The sequence below is a fragment of the Streptomyces sp. NBC_00390 genome (assembly GCF_036057275.1).
Taxonomy (GTDB): domain Bacteria; phylum Actinomycetota; class Actinomycetes; order Streptomycetales; family Streptomycetaceae; genus Streptomyces.
Genome location: NZ_CP107945.1, coordinates 5869534 through 5888392 on the forward strand (window position 1 = coordinate 5869534; position 18859 = coordinate 5888392).

The 18859-nt window shown below is 70.5% G+C and carries 21 protein-coding genes and 1 tRNA gene; 5 read left to right on the forward strand and 17 right to left on the reverse strand.

What is annotated here, in order from left to right:
• Positions 1-11: 11 nt before the first annotated feature.
• A complete protein-coding gene (locus tag OHS70_RS25810; RefSeq protein ID WP_328401000.1) occupies positions 12-749 on the forward strand; it encodes a TerD family protein in 738 nt (245 codons plus the stop codon).
• A 31-nt stretch (positions 750-780) separates the two neighbouring features.
• Here the strand turns inward: OHS70_RS25810 and OHS70_RS25815 are convergent, their stop codons facing one another.
• Positions 781-1602, reverse strand: coding sequence for a TerD family protein (locus tag OHS70_RS25815; RefSeq protein WP_328401002.1), 822 nt, complete (start codon positions 1600-1602; stop codon positions 781-783).
• Positions 1603-1804: 202 nt separating this feature from the next.
• Here OHS70_RS25815 and OHS70_RS25820 point away from each other — a divergent pair, with 202 nt between their 5' ends.
• The 3 genes from OHS70_RS25820 to OHS70_RS25830 are packed head-to-tail and all read left to right on the forward strand — an operon-like array spanning position 1805 to position 6749.
• Complete coding sequence (locus OHS70_RS25820) at positions 1805-2968, forward strand: HpcH/HpaI aldolase/citrate lyase family protein (RefSeq protein ID WP_328401004.1); 1164 nt, start codon at positions 1805-1807, stop codon at positions 2966-2968.
• The gene (locus OHS70_RS25825) at positions 2968-5781 is read left to right on the forward strand and encodes a phosphoribosyltransferase (RefSeq protein ID WP_328401006.1); all 2814 of its coding nucleotides are present in this window, start codon (positions 2968-2970) and stop codon (positions 5779-5781) included. The genes OHS70_RS25820 and OHS70_RS25825 overlap by 1 nt, the downstream gene beginning before the upstream one ends.
• Positions 5778-6749: an HAD family hydrolase gene (locus OHS70_RS25830; protein ID WP_328401008.1), complete on the forward strand. Its 972-nt coding sequence runs from the start codon at positions 5778-5780 to the stop codon at positions 6747-6749. The genes OHS70_RS25825 and OHS70_RS25830 overlap by 4 nt, the downstream gene beginning before the upstream one ends.
• A gap of 197 nt (positions 6750-6946) precedes the next feature.
• On the opposite strand, the gene OHS70_RS25835 is transcribed toward OHS70_RS25830, so the two are convergent.
• The 4 genes from OHS70_RS25835 to OHS70_RS25850 all read right to left on the reverse strand — a co-directional run bounded on the left by OHS70_RS25835 (position 6947) and on the right by OHS70_RS25850 (position 10077).
• Positions 6947-7165 (reverse strand): FmdB family zinc ribbon protein, encoded by a 219-nt coding sequence (locus OHS70_RS25835; RefSeq protein ID WP_328401010.1) that lies wholly within the window; start codon positions 7163-7165, stop codon positions 6947-6949.
• Between the two features lie 10 nt (positions 7166-7175).
• Positions 7176-7790 (reverse strand): DUF4383 domain-containing protein, encoded by a 615-nt coding sequence (locus OHS70_RS25840; RefSeq protein ID WP_328401012.1) that lies wholly within the window; start codon positions 7788-7790, stop codon positions 7176-7178.
• Between the two features lie 163 nt (positions 7791-7953).
• The gene (locus OHS70_RS25845) at positions 7954-9339 is read right to left on the reverse strand and encodes a hypothetical protein (RefSeq protein WP_328401014.1); all 1386 of its coding nucleotides are present in this window, start codon (positions 9337-9339) and stop codon (positions 7954-7956) included.
• Positions 9340-9411: 72 nt separating this feature from the next.
• Positions 9412-10077 carry a DUF4097 family beta strand repeat-containing protein gene (locus OHS70_RS25850; RefSeq protein WP_328401016.1) on the reverse strand — a complete coding sequence of 222 codons (666 nt, stop codon included), beginning with the start codon at positions 10075-10077 and terminating at the stop codon, positions 9412-9414.
• A gap of 284 nt (positions 10078-10361) precedes the next feature.
• On the opposite strand from OHS70_RS25850, the gene OHS70_RS25855 reads away from it, so the two are divergent.
• A tRNA-Val gene (locus tag OHS70_RS25855) sits at positions 10362-10436 on the forward strand.
• A 55-nt stretch (positions 10437-10491) separates the two neighbouring features.
• Here OHS70_RS25855 and OHS70_RS25860 read toward each other — a convergent pair.
• The 12 genes from OHS70_RS25860 to OHS70_RS25915 all read right to left on the reverse strand — a co-directional run bounded on the left by OHS70_RS25860 (position 10492) and on the right by OHS70_RS25915 (position 18701).
• Entirely contained in the window at positions 10492-11661 is a 1170-nt protein-coding gene (locus tag OHS70_RS25860) for a site-specific integrase (RefSeq protein WP_328401018.1), read from the reverse strand.
• Positions 11661-11849, reverse strand: coding sequence for a helix-turn-helix transcriptional regulator (locus OHS70_RS25865; protein WP_328401020.1), 189 nt, complete (start codon positions 11847-11849; stop codon positions 11661-11663). The genes OHS70_RS25860 and OHS70_RS25865 overlap by 1 nt, the downstream gene beginning before the upstream one ends.
• Complete coding sequence (gene repSA, locus OHS70_RS25870; RefSeq protein WP_328401022.1) at positions 11812-13215, reverse strand: replication initiator protein RepSA; 1404 nt, start codon at positions 13213-13215, stop codon at positions 11812-11814. The genes OHS70_RS25865 and repSA overlap by 38 nt, the downstream gene beginning before the upstream one ends.
• On the reverse strand, positions 13208-13651 hold the full coding sequence (locus OHS70_RS25875) for an ASCH domain-containing protein (RefSeq protein ID WP_328401024.1): 444 nt from the start codon (positions 13649-13651) through the stop codon (positions 13208-13210). Before OHS70_RS25875 ends, repSA begins: the two co-directional genes overlap by 8 nt.
• Entirely contained in the window at positions 13651-15162 is a 1512-nt protein-coding gene (locus OHS70_RS25880; RefSeq protein ID WP_328401026.1) for a DNA cytosine methyltransferase, read from the reverse strand. The genes OHS70_RS25875 and OHS70_RS25880 overlap by 1 nt, the downstream gene beginning before the upstream one ends.
• On the reverse strand, positions 15159-15389 hold the full coding sequence (locus OHS70_RS25885; protein ID WP_328405907.1) for a hypothetical protein: 231 nt from the start codon (positions 15387-15389) through the stop codon (positions 15159-15161). The genes OHS70_RS25880 and OHS70_RS25885 overlap by 4 nt, the downstream gene beginning before the upstream one ends.
• 91 nt (positions 15390-15480) lie before the next feature.
• Positions 15481-15792, reverse strand: coding sequence for a hypothetical protein (locus OHS70_RS25890; RefSeq protein WP_328401028.1), 312 nt, complete (start codon positions 15790-15792; stop codon positions 15481-15483).
• Positions 15793-15816: 24 nt separating this feature from the next.
• Positions 15817-16011 carry a hypothetical protein gene (locus tag OHS70_RS25895; RefSeq protein WP_328401030.1) on the reverse strand — a complete coding sequence of 65 codons (195 nt, stop codon included), beginning with the start codon at positions 16009-16011 and terminating at the stop codon, positions 15817-15819.
• Between the two features lie 6 nt (positions 16012-16017).
• A complete protein-coding gene (locus OHS70_RS25900) occupies positions 16018-16674 on the reverse strand; it encodes a DUF2637 domain-containing protein (protein WP_328401032.1) in 657 nt (218 codons plus the stop codon).
• A 75-nt stretch (positions 16675-16749) separates the two neighbouring features.
• On the reverse strand, positions 16750-16935 hold the full coding sequence (locus tag OHS70_RS25905) for a hypothetical protein (protein WP_328401034.1): 186 nt from the start codon (positions 16933-16935) through the stop codon (positions 16750-16752).
• 75 nt (positions 16936-17010) lie between these two features.
• Complete coding sequence (locus tag OHS70_RS25910) at positions 17011-18363, reverse strand: FtsK/SpoIIIE domain-containing protein (protein WP_328401036.1); 1353 nt, start codon at positions 18361-18363, stop codon at positions 17011-17013.
• 5 nt (positions 18364-18368) lie between these two features.
• Complete coding sequence (locus OHS70_RS25915) at positions 18369-18701, reverse strand: SCO3933 family regulatory protein (RefSeq protein ID WP_328401038.1); 333 nt, start codon at positions 18699-18701, stop codon at positions 18369-18371.
• Positions 18702-18859: the final 158 nt, after the last annotated feature.

Genomic DNA, 18859 nt, shown 5'->3' on the forward strand with positions numbered 1-18859 from the left:
AGGGGTGGGGCATGGCCTTCTGGGACAACCTGTGGCGGGGGAGGGCGGCGCAGTTCGACTCGGGCAGCGCGGCGAGCAACTCCATCGAGCTCACCAAGCGGCGCCCGACCGTCTCGCTCACCAAGCAGGGCGCGGCGAGCGGAAACCTGCGCGTCAATCTCTCCTGGCGGATGCGCAGCTCCGACATCGAGGGGCGGTCGCGCCAGAGCGGCAGGCTGCTGCGCCACCCGTTGAAGCTCTTCCAGCCCGATGTGGTCCAGGCCCACACCCAGGGTGTGGTCAATGTCGACCTCGACCTCGGCTGTCTGTACGAGATGACGGACGGCAGCAAGGGCGTCGTACAGCCGCTGGGCAGCTTCTTCGGCAGCCTGAACGAAGCGCCTTACGTCCGGCTCAGCGGTGACGACCGGTTCGGCGCCCCCTCCGGCGAGACGATCTTCGTCAATCTCGACCACCGTGAGTCGATCAAGCGGCTGCTGTTCTTCGTCTACATCTACGACCAGACGCCCGCCTTCGACCGCACGCATGCGCATGTCACGCTCTATCCGAGCAACGGCCCGCGGGTCGAGATCGAGCTCGACGAGCGCGCCCCGCAGGCCCGCTCCTGCGCGGTCTTCTCCGTGGACAACATCAAGGGCGAGCTGGTCGTGCGCCGCGAGGTGAAGTTCGTGTACGGCTTCCAGGCCGAGCTGGACCGGCTGTACGGGTGGGGCCTGCAGTGGGGCCGCGGCTACAAGAGCCGTGTCTGAGGTGCCCCCGCCCGGGGCCGCGCGGCCTCCGTCACCGGCGCAGGAACTGCGGCCCCATCGGGGGCAGCTGGAAGTTCGGGTCGGGCGCGTACGCCGCCGCGGCCGGCTGCGGGTATCCGTAGCCGTAACCGTGCTGGACCGGAGCGGTCCCCGGCTGCGCCGGGGCGCCGTGCGGATAGCCGTACGCGGGCCGGGTGGCGTCCGCCTCGGGGTACCCGTAACCGGGGGCGGGCGGCTGTGCCGGGGCGGGCGGGTGTGCGGCCTGGGGCTCGGGCTGAGCGGGCGGCTCTGCCGCCGCCTCCGCCTCGTCCACCGAGATGCCGAAGGCGGTGGCGAGCCCCACAAGACCCGTCGGATAGCCCTGGCCGACGGCGCGGAACTTCCAGCCCTCGCCGCGCCGGTACAGCTCACCGCAGATGATCGCGGTCTCCTCGCCGGTCTCCGGCTTCACATCGAAGACGGCCAGCGGCTCACCGCCGCTCGTCGCAGCGTCGTAGAGCAGTATCCGCAGGTCTCGGACATGCTGGAAGGTGTCACCGTCCGAGGAGGCGGCGAGTACCACCTGGTCGACGGTCGGATCCAGCGCCGCCAGATCCGCCTCGACCGTGTCGGTCAGGTGCTCGGCGATCCGCTTCTTCGGCAGCCGCCTGACCAGACCCGAGGGGTGACGCGGCTGGTTGTAGAAGACGAAGTCCTCGTCGGAGCGCACGCGCCCGTCGCCGCCGAGCAGCAGGGCCGAGGCGTCCACATCGGGGATCCCGGTGCCCGGGGTCCAGCGCAGCACGGCCCGTACGGCCGTGGCGTCGAGGGGAACGTTCGAGCCCTTCAGCATCGCGTGCGTCATGCCCGTCATCCTGCCTGCCCGACCGTGTCCAGGACAACGCGGGTACCGGTACCGGTGGTACGGATGCCACGGCCGCCACGCACACGAGGGGGGCGACAAGCAGACGAGTTACCTGGATTTCATGAACTTGGGGAACTCTTGACACCTGCACTTACGTACTATTACCGGCCACATGTTGTCAGGGCCGCTACGGCAGTACGGGGGATAATTCATGCGTCATTTCGGGCACATCCCGCCCGCTGTCCGGGACAGGCTGTTCCACCAGCAGCCGACCGAGTTCGATGCGGACTCCCCGGCCCAGACGCTCTCCGCCGCTCTCGGCGCCACGCTCTACAGTCCGGCCACGCGGCCGCGCCTCGCCGACGACGTGATCAAGCAGGCGGGGCGAGGAGTCGTCTCCATGGTGCTGTGCCTCGAGGACTCCATCGACGACGCGGACGTCGAAGCGGCCGAGGCCAACCTGGTCAGGCAGTTCACCGACCTGGCCGCACGGGGCGAGGACGTGCCCCTGCTGTTCGTCCGGGTCCGCCAGCCCGACCAGATCCCCGACCTGGTCAATCGGCTGGGGCCCGCGCGAGATCTGCTGTCCGGATTCGTACTGCCCAAGTTCACCGAGGAACGTGGCGTGCCCTTCCTGGAGGCGCTCACCGCCGCGGAGGCCCGCAGCGGGCGCCGGCTGTTCGCCATGCCCGTCCTGGAGTCACCGGAACTGCTCTACCTGGAGACCAGGACCGCGACACTCACCGGAATCGCCCACACCGTCGACAAGTACCGCGAGCGCGTCCTCGCGCTGCGGCTCGGCGTCACCGACTTCTGCTCCGCCTACGGCCTGCGCCGGACGCCCGACATGACCGCGTACGACGTCCGGATCGTCACCTCCGTGATCGCCGACGTCGTCAATGTCCTCGGCCGCTCCGACGGCACCGGCTACACCATCACCGGACCGGTGTGGGAGTACTTCCGCGCCCAGGAGCGCATGTTCAAGCCACAGCTGCGCCGCAGCCCCTTCCTCGAAGGACGGGCCGAGGAGCTTCGCAACGCCCTGATCGAACACGATCTGGACGGCCTGCTGCGCGAGATCGAACTCGACCGGGCCAACGGACTGCTCGGCAAGACCTGTATCCACCCCTCGCACGTGCTGCCTGTGCACGCACTGTCCGTGGTCAGCCACGAGGAGTTCAGCGACGCCCAGGACATCCTGCGGCCCGAGCGGGGCGGCGGCGGGGTGCTGCGCTCGGCGTACACGAACAAGATGAACGAGGTGAAGCCGCACCGCGCCTGGGCGGAGCGCACCCTGCGCCGCGCCGAGGTGTTCGGCGTCGCCAAGGAGGACGTCGGCTTCGTGGACCTGCTGACGGCAGGGCTCACCGACTGATGGAGAGGAAGAACACGGACGTGGTCTGGACGGGCAGCTGGGTCGCCGAGAGGCTCGGAGTCTCCTTCGACGGCGACGGGGAGCTGCCGCGGCTGCTGGGCCTCGCACTGCGCCGCAACCCCAAGCGGGCGCATCTGCTCGTGTCGAACGTGCTGGGCAAGCATGTGCCGCAGAACCCGCAGGTCGTCTGGCAGGCCGGCTACGACCTCGGCTTCCGGGTGCGTGAGCTGCTCGGCGAGGCCGAGTCCCGGCGCGCGGTGGTGCTCGGGTACGCGGAGACCGCCACCGGCCTCGGCCACTCGGTGGCCGACGGAGTGGGCCTTGCCCCGTATCTGCACTCCACCCGCCGCCCGGTCGACGGCGTCACCCCGGCAGGCGGCTTCGAGGAGTCCCACTCGCACGCCACCTCGCATCTGCTGCTGCCCGAGGACCCGGAGCTGCTGGCGGGCGACGGCCCGCTGATCCTCGTGGACGACGAGTTCTCCACGGGCAACACCGTGCTGAACACCATCCGTGACCTGCACCTGCGCCACCCGCGCAAGCGGTACGTGATCGTGGCGCTTGTCGACATGCGCTCCGCGCGGGACCGGGAGCGGTTCGCCGCCTTCGCCGGCGAGATCGGCGCCGACATCGAGCTGGTCGCTCTGGCCACGGGCACGGTCCGGCTGCCGGACGGTGTCCTGGAGAAGGGCCAGGAGCTGGTCGCGCGGTACGAGCGGCAGGCGGCCGCCGTCGTCCCGGCTCACCCCGTCACGGAGGCGAGCCACATCCGGGTGGAGCTGGACTGGCCCGCCGGGGTCCCGGACGGTGGCAGGCACGGATTCACACCCGGGCACCGCAGCGCACTGGAGGCGGCACTGCCGGGCATGGCGGCGAGGCTCGCCGAAGCGGTGGCCGCGCAGTCGGCCGACGCCGTTCACGCCGGGGACGCGCTGTCCGACTGCGCTTTCGCCGGGGGCGCGGCTTCGGGCGGTGCTCCGGCCGGCGGAGCTCCCGCCGGCGTCGCGCTGGTCGACGGCGTTCCGGCCGGCGCCGTTCACACCGGCGGCGTACCGGGCGACGCCGTTCAGGGCACCGTTCCGGCCGGCGCCGTTCTTGCCGGGGCGGCTTTCGGCGGTGCTCCGGCCGATGGCACGCCGGGCGGCGACGCCGCGGTGAACCGCGCCCTGGCCGATGGCGCGTCGGCCCGCGGCCTATCCGTCCCCGACGGCAGTGTGCCCGGCAGGCAGGACACACCGGGCGCCGCCCGGGACGGGGCAGCCGCAGACGACGCCGCGCGGCCCCGCCGCGTGCTCGTCCTCGGCTTCGAGGAGCTCATGTACGCCCCCCTGCGTCTCGCCGTCTCCCTGCACCAGCGCGGCGACACGGACGTGTACTACTCCACCACCACCCGCTCACCCGTCCTCGCCCTCGACGACCCCGGTTACGCGATACGCAGCCGGCTGGTCTTCCCCGCCCACGACGACCCGGCCGACGGCCCAGGCGAGCGCTACGCCTACAACGTCGCGGGCGCCGGCTTCGACGCCGTCGTCGCCGTCGTCGACTCCATCGCCGACACCGACCGGCTGCACGCCCCCGACGGCCTCCTCGCCCAGCTCGCCGCGCACATACCGCGCGTCGTGCTCGCTGTCGTCCCCTCGTACGTACCCGAAGCACCTGAAAGGGCTTCCATGCTGCCCGAGCCCCTCCGCGGCCCCGACTTCTCCTCCTACGCGGCGGACGAGGTGGGCTGGCTGCTGCAGGATCTGTCCGAGGCCGAGCTCGAAGCCCCGACCGAGGAGCGCGAGGAGGCGATCCAGAGCGGTGGCGCGCACTACGCCGAGTCGCTGCCCGTCGAGTACCAGCCGAGCGCCGAGTACCAGCAGCTGTTCCGCGCCGCGCTGGACACCTCCGCCGCCCGGATCGCACGGGCCGTCGGTGCCGTCACCGAGACGGTGCTCGCCGAGCGTTCGCCGCGCCCCGTGCTGGTCTCGCTGGCCCGCGCCGGTACCCCCGTCGGCGTACTGATGCGCCGCTGGGCCCAGCACCGGCACGGCCTCGACCTGCCGCACTACGCCGTGTCCATCGTGCGCGGCCGCGGTATCGACGCCAACGCCCTGCGCTGGCTGGCCGCCCACCACGACCCGGCCGATGTCGTCTTCGTCGACGGCTGGACCGGCAAGGGCGCCATCACCCGCGAACTGACCGACGCGCTGCGGGAGTTCCAGGGCTTCGACCCCGAGATCGCGGTCCTCGCCGACCCCGGCGGCTGCGTCAGCACGTACGGCACCCGCGAGGACTTCCTGATCCCCTCCGCCTGCCTCAACTCCACGGTCTCCGGCCTGATATCGCGCACGGTGCTGCGCTCCGACCTGGTCGGCCCGTACGACTTCCACGGCGCGAAGTTCTACCGCGAGCTGGCGGACGCCGATGTGTCCAACCACTTCCTCGACACCGTCGGGGCCCGCTTCGACGAGGTCCTGGACGCCGTCGACGCCGACGTGAAGGAGCTGCTGGCCACCGACCGCGCTCCGACCTGGGAGGGCTGGGCGGCCGTGGAGCGCATCAGCGATGAGTACGGCATCCACGACGTCAACCTCGTCAAGCCGGGCGTCGGCGAGACCACCCGCGTCCTGCTGCGCCGCGTCCCCTGGAAGATCCTCGCCAAGCGCGGTGCGGGCGCGGACCTCGACCACATCAGGCTGCTCGCCGACCAGCGCGGCGTCCCGGTCGAGGAGACCGACGAACTGCCGTACAGCTGCGTCGGGTTGATCCACCCCCGGTTCACGCGCGGCGCCACCGGCGCCGACGGCAAGGCGGTGGCGGACCAGTGACCGTCCTCATCGCCAGCGACCTCGACCGTACGCTGATCTACTCGAACGCCGCCCTCGCGCTGACCATGCCCGACGCCGTCGCCCCCCGGCTGCTCTGCGTCGAGGTGCACGAGCACAAGCCCCTGTCGTACATGACCGAGCGGGCGGCCGCGCTGCTGTCCCGGGTCAGCGAGGACGCCGTCTTCGTACCCACGACGACCCGCACCCGCAAGCAGTACCAGCGCATCAGCCTGCCCGGTGCCCCGTCCCGGTTCGCGATCTGCGCCAACGGCGGGCATCTGCTCGTCGACGGCGTCTCCGACCAGGACTGGCGCGACCAGGTCGCGGCCCGGCTCGCGCAGGAGTGCGCCCCGCTCGAGGAGATCCGCGCCCATCTGTCCGCCACCGCCGACCCGGCCTGGCTGCGCAAGGAGCGGGTCGCCGAGGATCTGTTCGCCTATCTCGTCGTCGAGCGCCAGCTGCTGCCCGAGGGATGGGTCACCGAACTGACCGCCTGGGCCGAGGAGCGCGGCTGGACCGTGTCGCTGCAGGGCCGCAAGATCTACGCCGTACCGAAGCCGCTCACCAAGAGCGCCGCGGTGCGCGAAGTGGCGCGCCGTGTGGGGGCCGAGCACATCCTCACCGCGGGGGACTCCCTCCTCGACGCCGATCTGCTGCTCGCCGCCCACCGCGGCTGGCGGCCCGGCCACGGCGAACTCGCCGAGGCCGACTGGCACGCCCCGCACATCGAGGCGCTGCCCCAGCAGGGCGTCGCGGCGGGCGAGGAGATCCTGCGCCGGTTCCGCAACGCGAGCCGCGACTTCCGGCGCGGCATGAAGCGCGGCCGGGTGGGTGAGCAGGCACGCCGCCGAGCTGGAGTTCCCACCGTGGCGGCAGGCGTTCCCGCTGCGGCAGCCGGCCCCGCTGCACCGGTCGGCCCCGCCCCGGCATCGCCGGCCGGGCCCGTCGCGCCCCCGGCCCCGCGCTGAACAACTACGGCCGCGCCCCGGGCATTACGGGACGCGGCCGCACCGCGGAGCGTGCTTCGCTCGCCCGCCGGGCGGGGGGCGAGCGCTTGCCAGGGGTGCGGCCCCACCGACACGTACGCACGTACGGCATGTGCTACCGCGGCGCGGTCGTCGACCGGCTCGCACCGAGCCCACCGGTCGTCCGTCGGTGCCGCTGCTCAGCCGCAGCAGCCGCCTCCGCAGCAGCCTCCGCCCCCACCGCCGCCGGCGCTCGGCGCGGGTGTGGACTTCGTACCGCCCACGGCGACGGCCGACAGCAGTTTGACCGTGTCGTCGTGACCGGCGGGGCAGCTTGCGGGAGCTGAGGACTCGGCCATCGGGCGGTTGACTTCGAACGTGTCGCCGCAGGTCCGGCAGCGGAATTCATAACGAGGCATGCGCCCCAGGCTAGCGGCGCCCTTGCCCCTGCGGGGAGCTGGGCGGGGCGAGCGGGGGTGGCTGGTAGGCCGTCGGCCGCATCGCCCCGAGTTCGGTACGCCGACGGGCGCGCTGCTCACGTTCCGCCTGCTCGGGGTGGCGGGCCTTCCAGTACGGGTTGTCGTGCGGCAGGGTCGCGCTGACTCTCCCGTACATGCCGAAGAACATCAGCATCACGCCCACCACGAAGCTGAACATCACGTTCTGGATGCGGAACGCGAGCGGATTGAAGCTCCGGTCGAGGAGGGCGAGGTTCACGAAGCCGCTGAGGATGAACAGGATGCCGAGGACCATGTTCAGCGTCGAGGCGAAGTTGCCGCCGATCACCATGCCGACGAAGAGCAGCCCGCCGACACAGATGGACAGGACGCTCAGCGCGCCGTTGGTGTTCAGGCCGGCCACGGTGTCGCCGCGAGTGTCGAAGAAGCCGATCTGGTCGATCAGACCGAGGATGCCGAAGGCGACCAGCACCAGGCCCATCAGCCCCGCACCGATGCGGTAGAAGCGGCTGAGCCTGTGATCGACGGGCAGATGCTCGTCGAGTCTGACGGGGCCGGTCTTCGAGTGCAGTACGTGTGCGGCCATGTCGGCCTCCTTCGTACGTACGCGTACTCCACCACCCAGGATCCGCCGTCCCCCGGAGCCGTACAACCGGGGTGGAACCCCGCGCCGACGGAGGCCCGGCCTCGTGAGCCCGCCGAGGGGGACCTCGACGCCCCCGCGGCCCGGCGCCCCGCCCTCCTGCTTCTCAGGCCCGGCCCGCGCCCCGCTCCTCACGGATCTGCTCGACGACGTGGGCGACCGTACGCCGCACGGCCTCGTTCTCGGTCAGGAAGTGCCAGTAGTCGGGATGACGGCTCTCCAGCCCTTCGACGGCCCGGTCCAGCCGGGCCACCGAGTCGTCCAGCGGCCGGGCGTGACGGGGGTCGGGGGTGTTGCGCCCGGCCATCGCGAGGCGCTGGGCGTCGCGGATGGCGAACCGGGTGCGTTCGATCTCCTGCTGTGGGTCCTTCGCGACGGCATTGAGGCGCTGCAGCCGGTCGCCGGCGGCGGAGACGGCCTCGTCGGTGGTGTTCAGCAGTGCCCGGACCGTGCTGAGCAGGGCCGTGGCGTCCGCCCAGCGCTGCTCGTCGCGTGCTTTTCCCGCCTCCCTCAGCTTCTCCTCGGCCTGACGGACGCTCGCCGCCGCCTGCTCGGGGACGGGCTGCAGATCCTGCCAGCAGGCGGCCGAGAAACGGCGGCGCAGTTCGGACAGGACCGGCTCGACGGAACCGGCACGGGTGGTGAGTGCCTGGGCCCGGGTACGCAGGGACACCAGGCGCTTGTCGGTCTCGGCGGCGCGCTCGGGCAGCCTTTCGGCCTCGGTCCGTACGGCTTCGGCGTCGCGGAGCACGCGGTCGGCGCGTTGCAGGGTCTCCGCCACGCCGTGGCGCCCGGCGCCTTCGTTGAGCTTGGTCAGCTCGGGCCCGAGGGCGGCGAGGCGGGCGGCGAGATCGTCCGCCCGCAGACCGGAGCCGCGCGCTGAATCGAGAGCATCGCTCGCGGAACGGAGCGCCTGCCGCGCCCGCTCCACGGCGGGGGCGAGCCGGGCGAGCTGGGTCTCGGCCTTGTCGAGCAGAGGCCCGAGCCCCCGCTCGAAGCGGTCCAGCTCGCCCTTGACCCGTACCAGCTCCTCCTTGGCGCGGCTCAGCTCGCCGCGCGCCCGTACGGCGACGGACGCCTCGAGATCGACACGGTCGAGGTCGTACGCGTCGACGGCGGTGATGTACGCGTGGCTGACCTCGTCGATCCGCAGCCCGAGCGCCGCGAAGTCCTCCACGGCGCGGCGCGCGCCGGGTGAACTGTCCACGGCGGTGATCGTCTCTATCGAGATCCGCAGATCGCGCTGCGCGGTGTCCAGCTCGTAGAAGGCGGCGGCGGCGGCGTCCTTCGCGGCCTGCGCCTCGGCCCGCTGACTCTCGCCGCGCCCGCCGAACCAGCGACGCGTCCCACCGCCGGCGAAGGTGGCCGGCAGCGCGGCCACGATCAGCGGCAGAGGCAGCAGAACGAGGGTGAGGACATCGCGCACCCCCTGGACGCCCCGGACGGCATTCGCTCGTGCCTTTTCGTACGGCCGCGCGTTTCTCGCCGTCACATCCCTCTCCCGTGCCGTGTCCGTACTGCCTGGTCAATTCTCCCACCAGGTAAGGACGAACACACCGGGTTCTCAGTTCGCGGTTCGCACGACGGCTTTGCCGTTGTCGCTGCGGGCGGTGACGATGTGCGCGCTGCTGTCGTCGGTCGGCACGTCCACATCGATGTCGCCGTTGTCGCTCTTCGCGGAAACGGCGTACGGCGCGCCGGCGCCGGGCAGCTCGATCAGGACCTCGCCGTTGTCACTGGCACTCTCCACCCGGTCGGGCACGGCCGCGAGCCCGAGCCGTACGGACCCGTTGTCCGACGTCGCGACGACGCGCTTGGCGGTCACACCCTCGGTGACGACCTCGCCGTTGTCGCTGTCCAGCTCGAGCGGCCCGCCGGAGTCCGTGATCCTCACCGTTCCGTTGTCGGACCGGATCTTCAGTGCGGTGTCGAACCCGCTCGCGGTCACGCTCCCGTTGTCGTCGTTCACGTTCACGGCGACCCCGCGGGGCACCTTGACCGTGTGCCGTGACGCACAGTCACTGGAGATGCCGTCGCAGTCGACCCGGAGGGTGAGGGTCCCGTCCTTCATCTTCCAGGTCGCCTCCGGTCCGCCCCCGAAGACGGCCCACCCGTCGATCTGCCGGGCGACCTGCACGTCCTTGACGTCGGAGGGTACGAGAGTGATGGCCGAATCATCGGAGTCGACGGTCAGCGTCTCCCCGCTGAACGCGAACGACTTCCGCTCCACGGGGGCATCATCGGCATCGGCTCGCCCACACCCGGTGACCCCGAACGCGACGACGAGGAGGATCCCGGCGGCGAGAAGGGCGCGGGTGCCGTGATTGTGTGGCCATGGTGATCATTCCCCCAGCGGATTCGGTGATGCCTCGAGCCGAGGGGCGCACCCTGACCGGATGGGATGCGGCGGCCCACCGAGTCCGGGGTGGGGCTGTCCCCCCCCGTACCGGCACCGGCCGGGGAAGGGGTTTGCGGCCGGGTGGTGTGCGGCATGTAGGCTGTTGCTTCATCCACGGGTGCGTAGCTCAGGGGTAGAGCGCTGCTCTTACAAAGCAGATGTCGGCGGTTCGAAACCGTCCGCGCCCACCAGCACAAAGGCCCCCAGCCGATCATGGCTGGGGGCCTTTGACATCCACATCTGACATCAACGACGGCGGTCATTTACGGCCGGTGCCCGCCGCTTGAGCATGCGATCCAGGTGACTCACCGCCTCGCGCTGCGTGTCCTGCACAACGTGCGTATAGACGTTCATCGTCACGGCGATCTGGCTGTGTCCGAGGATCTCCATCACGACGCGAGGAGCCACGCCCGCAGCCGTCAGCAGCGTCGCGCAACCGTGCCGGGCATCGTGCAGCCGGATCACGCGCAGATCCGCTTTGTCAGCGACGCGGGTGAAGGAGCGATACAGGTTCCGCGGCTCGATCGCTCGGCCCGTGCGGGTCGTGAAGACGTAGCCGGTCTCCTCCCACCGGTCCCCGGCGCGCTTGCGCAGGGCAGCCTGTTGCATCCGCTGCCACCGCAGGGGAGCAATGCAGAGAGCGGGAAGCGGCAGGGTCTGCCGACGGCGGCGGCCCTTGGGGTCGTCCTCGTAGGCCTCACCGCGGACACGCTGTCGCTGCGTGCGTACCCGGATCTCGCGCTTGTCGAGATCGAGGTTTTCCCAGCGAAGGCCGACGATCTCACCGCGGCGGAACCCGAGCGCGATGGCGAGCACGAAGGCCGCATAGAGCGGGTCCTTGCGCGCTGCTGTCAGGAAGTCGAGCGTTTCGTCCAGAGACCACGGCGAGAGATCACGAGCTTCTGCCGTGGGCGGCTCAACCAGCGTCGCCACGTTTCGTATGACCAGCTCCTCCCGGCACGCGGCAGTGAGCGCCGTACGAAGCACGCGGTGAGATTCCTTCGCGGTCGCCGCGGTGGTCTTCTTCTCCAACTGGTTGAGGAAGCGCCGGACATCGGCGACGCTCAGCGATTCCAGCCGCTTGGACCCGAGCAGCGGCACCAGGTACAGCCGGACGTGAACCTCGTACTTCGCATAGGTCGTGCGCTTGCGGCGCGGCTTGATGATGTTGTCGAGCCAGTACGGCAGCCACTCTGAGAGCTTGGCCGACCGGGTAGGCACGGGCACACCCTTGTCGACCTTGTCGAGGAGTTCACGGCGCTTGGCATCGCATTCGGCCCAGGTCTTGCCGTAGGCGAATTTCCGGGCGCGAGTGCCGTCCGGCTGAAGGACGTAGACGGCGGCCTGATAGCGGCCGTCCTTGCGCTTGGTGATGGTGCCCGCGCCATTGGGGTTGCGCCTGCGCTGGGAGGCCATCAGGCAGCCTCCTCAATCCGGTGGCGGATGTAGTCCTGAACCGCGTTCTCAGGGATGCGGCGGCAGCGGCCCTCGGTGATCGAGACGAGACGCTTCGACCGGATCAGGTCGTAGACCTTGGAGCGCCCGAACTTAAGGCGCGCCATGACCTCAGGCACGGTCAGCAGTTGGGCGGGGGCCGTCGTCATGCTGAGCTCCTTCCAGGGCGCATTGGTCTTGCAGGGCTTCGCGTGCGGTTTCGCGGTTGATGCGGATGTCTTCGGCGATGGATGCGGCGAGGGCGGATTCGCCGGGTGTGTGTCCGTGGCCGGCGTAACGCCAGTCCGCGAGCACGAGCGTGGTCTCGGGCTCAGGCAGGCCGAGGGCTTGGCGTTGCTCGGCTGCGCGGTAGTCGGCGCGGACCTGTCGGCGCTCGGCGAAGGTGGAGGAGTAGCGGCGGGACTTGGTGAGGAAGTGGCCGCGGAAGCCGAGCATGTGAGCCCAGGCCCACAGCTTGCGGTCCGGGTAGAGGGGGTCGAGGTCCCAGCAGGCGCGGATGAGCCGGCGGGCATGGTCGGGCACGCGGTGCTGGTCGAGTTCGGCGAGTTCACCGACCCGTCGGTCGAGAGCGCCGGTGGACTCGGCTGCCTTGGTGGCGTACTTGGCGACGTAGGCGGCGACCTTCTGCTCGCTGATGTCGTCACCGTCGTCGAAGGCCTGGATGGGCTGGACGTCGAGCTTCTTGCCCCAGCACAGCGTGCGGGCGGGCTGTCCGTCGGCTGCGGGCACGGTCACCGTGGTGTACGGATGCTTCCTGGCTGCGCGGATCGCGTTGGTGAGCAGGTCGAGGGTGGCCCACGCCGGGGGCGTGCTGTCGGGCCCGTCCGGTCCGTCGATGCGGATGACGGCGTGGAAGTGGATCGCTCCGCGCTTTTGGAACTCGGCGACCTTGTTGAAGGACAGCCGGGCCGCTTCCTTGAATGCCTTCTGTGTGAGTCCGGCCGCAGCGGCGAGTTCGCGGCGGAGCCGGTTGACGAACCGGTGCCACAGCTCGCCTGCGTGGTTGTTGAACAGCACCGCGCCCGCGTAGTCGTACGTGCTCGGGTCGAGGGCGGTGCCGAGGGCGGGATCGTCCTCGGTGTGGCGGGTGCCGCAGCGGCAGCGGCCGGTGTCGGGGACGTTGTGCACGCGGCCGAAGGACGGAGCAGTCAGGGTGGTGAAGACGCGGGGGCGTTCGCGTACGGCAGCCGGGATGTGCATGGCGTCGTCACCGGACAGGCCCGCGCGGACGAGGCGGTACGCATCTCCGGCGTACAGGTAGGCGCAGGGCTGGCAGCGCGAAGCGCGGCGGTTGCCGCAGGCGATGCGCAGCCGGCCGCCAGGCTCATCCTGCGTCGAGTAGGTGTGCAGGACCTGCCCGGTGGTCTTGTCGCGGGTCAGGCTCCAGCCGGTGAGGTGGATGGGCTGGGAACAACCGCCGGTCTTGCGGATCTGGTCCTGCCAGCGGTCGAAGTCGGGGGCCGAAGCCACCCTGAGCAGGTCGCCCAGGGTGGTCGGATCGAGCGTGTCAGCCACGGGCCGCCTCCAGCGCGTCAGCGAGGAGCGGGGTGGCGAGCAGCCCGGCGGGCGGGGTCCAGAGACCGCGTGCGCCGGGCCAGGGCAGCGGCTCGGCGAGCGGGACGACGCTGGACAGTCGCCAGTGCCAGGGGCTGCGGCCGGACCACAGAGTGCAGTAGCCGTCATCGGCATGGCAGCCATCCAGCACAGCCACGGCGACGACCGCGCCCCGAGGGAACGGGCGACGCAGGAACGGCCGGGCCAGCGGCGCGTCATGAGCGCTCGGGTCGAGAGAGCGTCCCGCATGGATGAGGACCAGGCCCCGGTGATCGGTCGGCCAGGTGCGGTTCTCGATCCGCTTGGTGCCGTAGGCGATGGCGCTCGCCCAGGGCTGCCAGACGGTCAGCGCCAGGACCGGGGCGGCGTCGAGTTCGATGGCGGGGGGCTGGGGCATCAGAGCACCTCCAGCAGGGCGGAGGCGATCCATTGGGCGACGTTGGCGGGTACGGCGTTTCCGGCCTGCTTGGTCTGCTCTCCTCCGTGGCCCAGGACGGTGTAGTCGTCGGTGAAGCGCTGGGCGCGCAGGTGTTCGCGGGCGGACAGCATGCGGAAGTAGCAGTCCTGCGGATCGATCTGTTCGGGGGTGCTGTCGGTGCCGAGGACTAAGCCGGCTGACTCGCGGGTGGCGATGGTGTGCAGCGGCGTCCCGGTGGTGGTCGGCCCGCCCCTGCGGTAGGGGATGACCAGGCCGTGGTGGTTGCCTCCGGCGGTGATCGCGGCCAGCGGATCGTTGACTCCTCGGGTGGTGGAGCCGCCGCCGCGGTGCTCGGTGATGAACGGAGCGGGCAGCAGCAGGGCTTCGCTCTCGCGGGTGGTGCGGGTGCGCATGGGCACGGTGACCGGGGCGGCGTCGGTGTTCCAGCTGCCACCGACCGGGACCAGCAGCGGCGGGATGGCGATCCCGTCCCCGATCCGTACCGTGCGGGTGGGCAAAGGAGCGGCCGATGCGGGGAACGCGCGGCCGTCGCCCTGGTCACCATGGTTGACGGTGACCACGGACGGAACCCGGTGCTTCTCCAGCCCGAGCCGGATCTTGCGAAGGGTGGATAAGGCGAGGGGCTTCATGCCCTTGGTGGGCCGGTCGCCGATGCGGATACCGGGGTCTGACCAGTTGATCGCACCCGCTGCGGGCCGCACGTACGGTTCGACGATCCGGTGACGGCAGCCGGCGTTGGGGCAGCGGAAGTCGTACTGCTGCCGGTACTTGCCGATCTTCCGCCCGTTGCGCCAGGACTGAACGGCCAACACGTCCTGTTCGCAGACCGGACACCAGGCGGGCGGGCGGACATCGAGGTTCGGTGCCCGCAGCTTGCGGCGGGTGAAGACGATGAAGATGCGGTCCCGCCACTGCGGGGCGTGCGGGTTGTCGTCCGCGCCGATGTGGGCGGCGGTGACCGACACGATCTGGTGGCGGAAGCCGAGGATCTCCCAGGCGTGCAGCCACCAGGTGAACAGTGGCCATGCGGTGGCGAAGCGGGGGACGTTCTCACACACCACGGCGTCGAAGTCGTGGACTTCGGCGGCGCGCAGGATGTCGTAGGCGGTGGCCCTGGTGCGTTCCCACGCGGCGTCGTGGATCGGGCCTTCTTCCAGGAGATCCAGTTGGCCGGGGGTGGGTGGGGGCTTGGGGCGGCTGATGCCGTCGGCGGGGCTGCCCTCGGTGCAGATCGGGGAGCCGACCAGGACGCGGGCCTTGGGCAGACGCCGCATGTCGTAGTGGTCGAGATCCACGCACAGGTGTTCAGCCTCGGGGAAGTTGGCCGCGTGGGTCTCGACCGCGCGGGCCCAGTGGTTGGCACCCAGCACCACATCGAACCCGGCACGGCGGAACCCGTCCGAATCCCCGCCAGCGCCGCAGAACAGATGAATGGAAGTGGCGCGGGAAGTGGCGGATCGGCGCATCATCGGCCTGCCTCCCGCCCGGAGGAGGTCACACCGAGCCGGCCGACAGCCGGGCGGCGCGTGGTGACGAGCCAGAGCGGTGCGGTGCCGGTGCCGTGGCAGGCCGGGCAGTGCGCGGTGATGGTGCGCAGGTGTCCGGCGCGGTCGCGGCCGCCGAGGGTAACGGCGACGGACGAGAAGCCGTCGCAGTTCGGGCAGATCCGATCGGTCGCCGCGGGGCGGTCGGGCATCATGGAACTTCCTTCCGGTTTGAGTGAGCGGATAGGGGTCGGTCCCTCCGGACGGCGGATACTTGGCGGTAGAGGCCGCCCGGAGGGCCGGTCACTTTTGTGGCTTCTTTTTGGGGGCTTTGACGGCGAGGGTGATGAGCCCTCCGCCGCCGATCAGCGTCGGAACGGCTGCCTTGATCGCTGCCGCTGTGGTGGCGGCGACTTGGACCAGGGACAGCACGGCCACGGTGGTGAGGTAGACCAAGCCGCAGACGCCGACCGTGGCGACCAGGACCAGGACCACTGGGCCGGTCCATGAGCGGGGCGTGGTGTGGACGATGACCACGGAGCGGGGGTCGGTGCCCGGGGGAATCAGGTCGGCCGGGACGTGTCCGGCGCGGAGCTGTGCATCGGGGCGTATCACGGTGGTTCTCCCTTCCGGATCAGGTCACTTGCCGGTTTCGTTGACGACGTCGACACCGGCCTTGGTGCCGGACTCGATCGCCGGGGCCAGGAACGTGTCGGCGAGGAGGAAGCCGCCGAGGAGCAGCACGACGATCAGCCAGGTCGGCGGGCGCATCAGGCGGATTCCGAAGTAGCCGAAGATGGCGATCACGGCGATCAGCGGCAGTTCGACGTTCACAGCCGGTCAGTCCTTTCCGGTGAGCTGGAGGGCGAGGGCATCGGCCATCGGGCCGGGCACACCAAGACGGGCGCGCAGGGTGTCGGCGTCGATCGGAGCGCCGGTGGCAGTGCGGTGCGCGTCGGCGACCGTCCGCGCGTGCTCGACGAGAGCGGCAGGCACCGGGGCGGCGGGCGGCAGCTCCGGAACCGGATGAGCGACAGGTTCGGGCTCGGGTGCCTCGACCGGGGCGGGTGCGTCGCGGGTGAGCGCGACATCCGCAGCCGGTTCAGCAACCGGGGCTTTGTCGGTTGCGGGGGTGTGGACGAGGAGCGTGCCGCCGAGGAACGCGAGCGCGGGCCAGCCGGCCACCAGAATCCGCAGCCAGGCGGGCACGGCGTTCAGATCGAGGAGTCCCGCGGTGGCGACGTTCGCGCCGAGCGATGCGGTAAGCGCGACGGCAAACCAAGTCCACGCCGCACGCGCGGGCTCACCGGCAGCCCGGAGGATCCGCAGCCGTCGCCAGGCAGCGACCAGCAGCAGGTCCACGGAGACCGGGTAGGCCCAGGCCTTCCAGCCGTCCTGCCCGGCGGCGACGGCGATGTCGTGCAAGTGGGCGAAGGACAGCGCACCGGCGATCACGGCTTGCACCAGCACGGCATCCATGCGGATCGATCGGGCCACGCGTCTTCACCTCCTTGAGAGTTGGGCCGGGGCCGGGCGGGGCTCATGAGTCCTGCCGCCCGGCACCCAGCGGGATCAGTCGGTCGGGGCTTGGCCGGTGCCGAAGCAGGTCAGGCACAGGGCTTCCTGCCGGTCCGAGCTCTCGCGCTTGCTGCGGGCGCCGACCTTGAAGGACTCGGAGACCTGACCGGTCTGGCAGTCCGGACACGGCGTGCTCTTGCTCTTGGCCGGGCGGCGGGCGGTGCGTTTGGGTGCCGTCACGGGCTTCTCCTTTCGGGCATGGCGGGGGTAGGGACCTGGCGTGAGACGGTCACGCCGACCGGAGTGGACGAGGAATTACGAGGTGCTGGGGGCACCCATGGGCACGGTCACCGGTACCGGGGCCTCGGTGCGCGGGCGGAACGGGTCCAGGGCCGGGATGTGCGGGGTGAGGTGCCCGAACTTGTGGCACACCGCGGCGACTTGACCCAGTGACGTCTTCGGAGTGCGGATGCGCGACCAGCCACCCGAGGAGTCGCCCGCGATGGCGGTACCGGCCCGCTCGTGAGCGATGCTGGTCGCGGCGAACACGGCCAGTTCACTGACGTCGCCCAGGCCCATGTCGGCGGTCTGCTTGTCGTTGCAGCGATGGACCACGCGGCCGGTGAGCTGGGCACGCAGGGCCGTTGCGCCCTTGCCGAGTTCTGAGCCGAAGCGCTGCCCGCACACCTCCAGGTAGATGCCGACCGCGCGGGCCAGCTGCGCGAGACGGACCAGCTGGGTGACCATGCGGTCCCGGCGTGCCGTGTCTGCCTTGGAGGTGATGAGGAACAGTTCGGCGATCTCATCGATCAGCACCACGATGGGAACGGGGCGGAGCTTCTTCGGCAGGCCCCAGATGTCGGAGGTGATGTCCTCCAGCGGTGTGCCCGGGGCGATGCCCTGGTGCAGGCACAGCAGGTCGAACCGCTCTTCCATCTCCTCCACGAGCGCATCGAGCAGCGCGTCCGCCTGATCCGGCGTGATGGCCAGGGCCGACAGGCGCGGGGAGAAGGCGGTCTGTTCCACGCCGCGCTTGCAGTCGATGCCCACCAGGGCGACTTCCAGCGGCGCGAGGGCTTGGATCAGGCAGCGCTGGTACATCGACTTGCCCGACTTGTTCGCACCCAGCGTGAGTGCGTGCGGGATGTCCTGGTAGTCGCGGACGAACGGCCGGCCGTCCTCCCGCAGGGCGACCGTGACGGACAGCGGCCCAGTGGGCAGGCGGCGCGGCATCCGCACGTGGTCGAGGATGTCGAAGCCGGTCATGCGCAAGTCGACCACACCCGGCTTGATCTCCGCGACGTGCACCGAATAGACGGCCCACGCGTGCCGCAGCCGTTCGGCCGACTTGACCACGTCTTCCGGAGCCAGTCCCGCAGCCAGCCGCAGCCGAATCACTAGACCGGTGCGGGTCGGCCGGATGCCGCGCAGCTTCGGCACACCGGGGCGGGCCTGCTGCTCACCGGCGGACAGCTTCTTGGCGAAGACCTTCCACCACGGCGGGGCGACCGTCAGCTCACAGGCTTCCATCGTCGGACGGTAGGAGGAGAGAATCCGGTACAGCGCGGCCGGAAGACCGAACAGCACCCAGTACACGGCCGGGGCCTTGACCCGAACGATCAGCGCGAAGACCACTAACGCGCCTATACACAGCAGCAGTTCCGTCACGGCGATCAGCCCTTGCCGTTCTCAGCCGGGGCCTGCGCGGCCATCACCGCGGTTGCCTTGAAGCTGATGCCGTGCCCGAAGTCGTTCTCCCACGGGGTGGCCACCAGGCCCGGCAAAGCCACCGCCATACCGGGGACCAGGTCCGGCTGCACACCATCCTCGGTCACCACGACGGTCACCGCGTCCGGCCGGCCATCCACGACCACGGCCACGTTCACGTTGAACTGCACCTTGCCCGACTGCTTGTCGACCGCGACCTCACCGGTCTCCCGGTTCTTGACCTTCTTCTCCGGAGCCTGGATGAGCATCAGCGTCATGACTTCGGTTTTCAGAGGCATCCTGCGCATGATGGAACTCCCTTTCAGGGGATTGGGAGGGCGGCGAACTACTTGGCGGTTGGGCGTCGCCCTCCGGCTTGGGTGAACCTCTCTAGGTTCCCTATGCTTACCTAGATTAGTGTAGAGAAGTGAGAACGCAAGGCCTTGGGGAAGATTTC

Bases quoted from the DNA above. Each gene is read 5' to 3' on its own strand.
- OHS70_RS25810 (WP_328401000.1), top strand. From the start codon at position 12: ATGGCCTTCTGGGACAACCTGTGGCGGGGGAGGGCGGCGCAGTTCGAC.
- OHS70_RS25880 (WP_328401026.1), bottom strand. From the start codon at position 15,162: ATGATGCGCCGATCCGCCACTTCCCGCGCCACTTCCATTCATCTGTTC.
- OHS70_RS25815 (WP_328401002.1), bottom strand. From the start codon at position 1,602: ATGACGGGCATGACGCACGCGATGCTGAAGGGCTCGAACGTTCCCCTC.
- OHS70_RS25860 (WP_328401018.1), bottom strand. From the start codon at position 11,661: ATGGCCTCCCAGCGCAGGCGCAACCCCAATGGCGCGGGCACCATCACC.
- OHS70_RS25875 (WP_328401024.1), bottom strand. From the start codon at position 13,651: ATGCCCCAGCCCCCCGCCATCGAACTCGACGCCGCCCCGGTCCTGGCG.
- OHS70_RS25825 (WP_328401006.1), top strand. From the start codon at position 2,968: ATGGAGAGGAAGAACACGGACGTGGTCTGGACGGGCAGCTGGGTCGCC.
- OHS70_RS25820 (WP_328401004.1), top strand. From the start codon at position 1,805: ATGCGTCATTTCGGGCACATCCCGCCCGCTGTCCGGGACAGGCTGTTC.
- OHS70_RS25915 (WP_328401038.1), bottom strand. From the start codon at position 18,701: ATGCCTCTGAAAACCGAAGTCATGACGCTGATGCTCATCCAGGCTCCG.
- OHS70_RS25835 (WP_328401010.1), bottom strand. From the start codon at position 7,165: ATGCCTCGTTATGAATTCCGCTGCCGGACCTGCGGCGACACGTTCGAA.
- OHS70_RS25885 (WP_328405907.1), bottom strand. From the start codon at position 15,389: ATGCCCGACCGCCCCGCGGCGACCGATCGGATCTGCCCGAACTGCGAC.
- OHS70_RS25840 (WP_328401012.1), bottom strand. From the start codon at position 7,790: ATGGCCGCACACGTACTGCACTCGAAGACCGGCCCCGTCAGACTCGAC.
- OHS70_RS25865 (WP_328401020.1), bottom strand. From the start codon at position 11,849: ATGACGACGGCCCCCGCCCAACTGCTGACCGTGCCTGAGGTCATGGCG.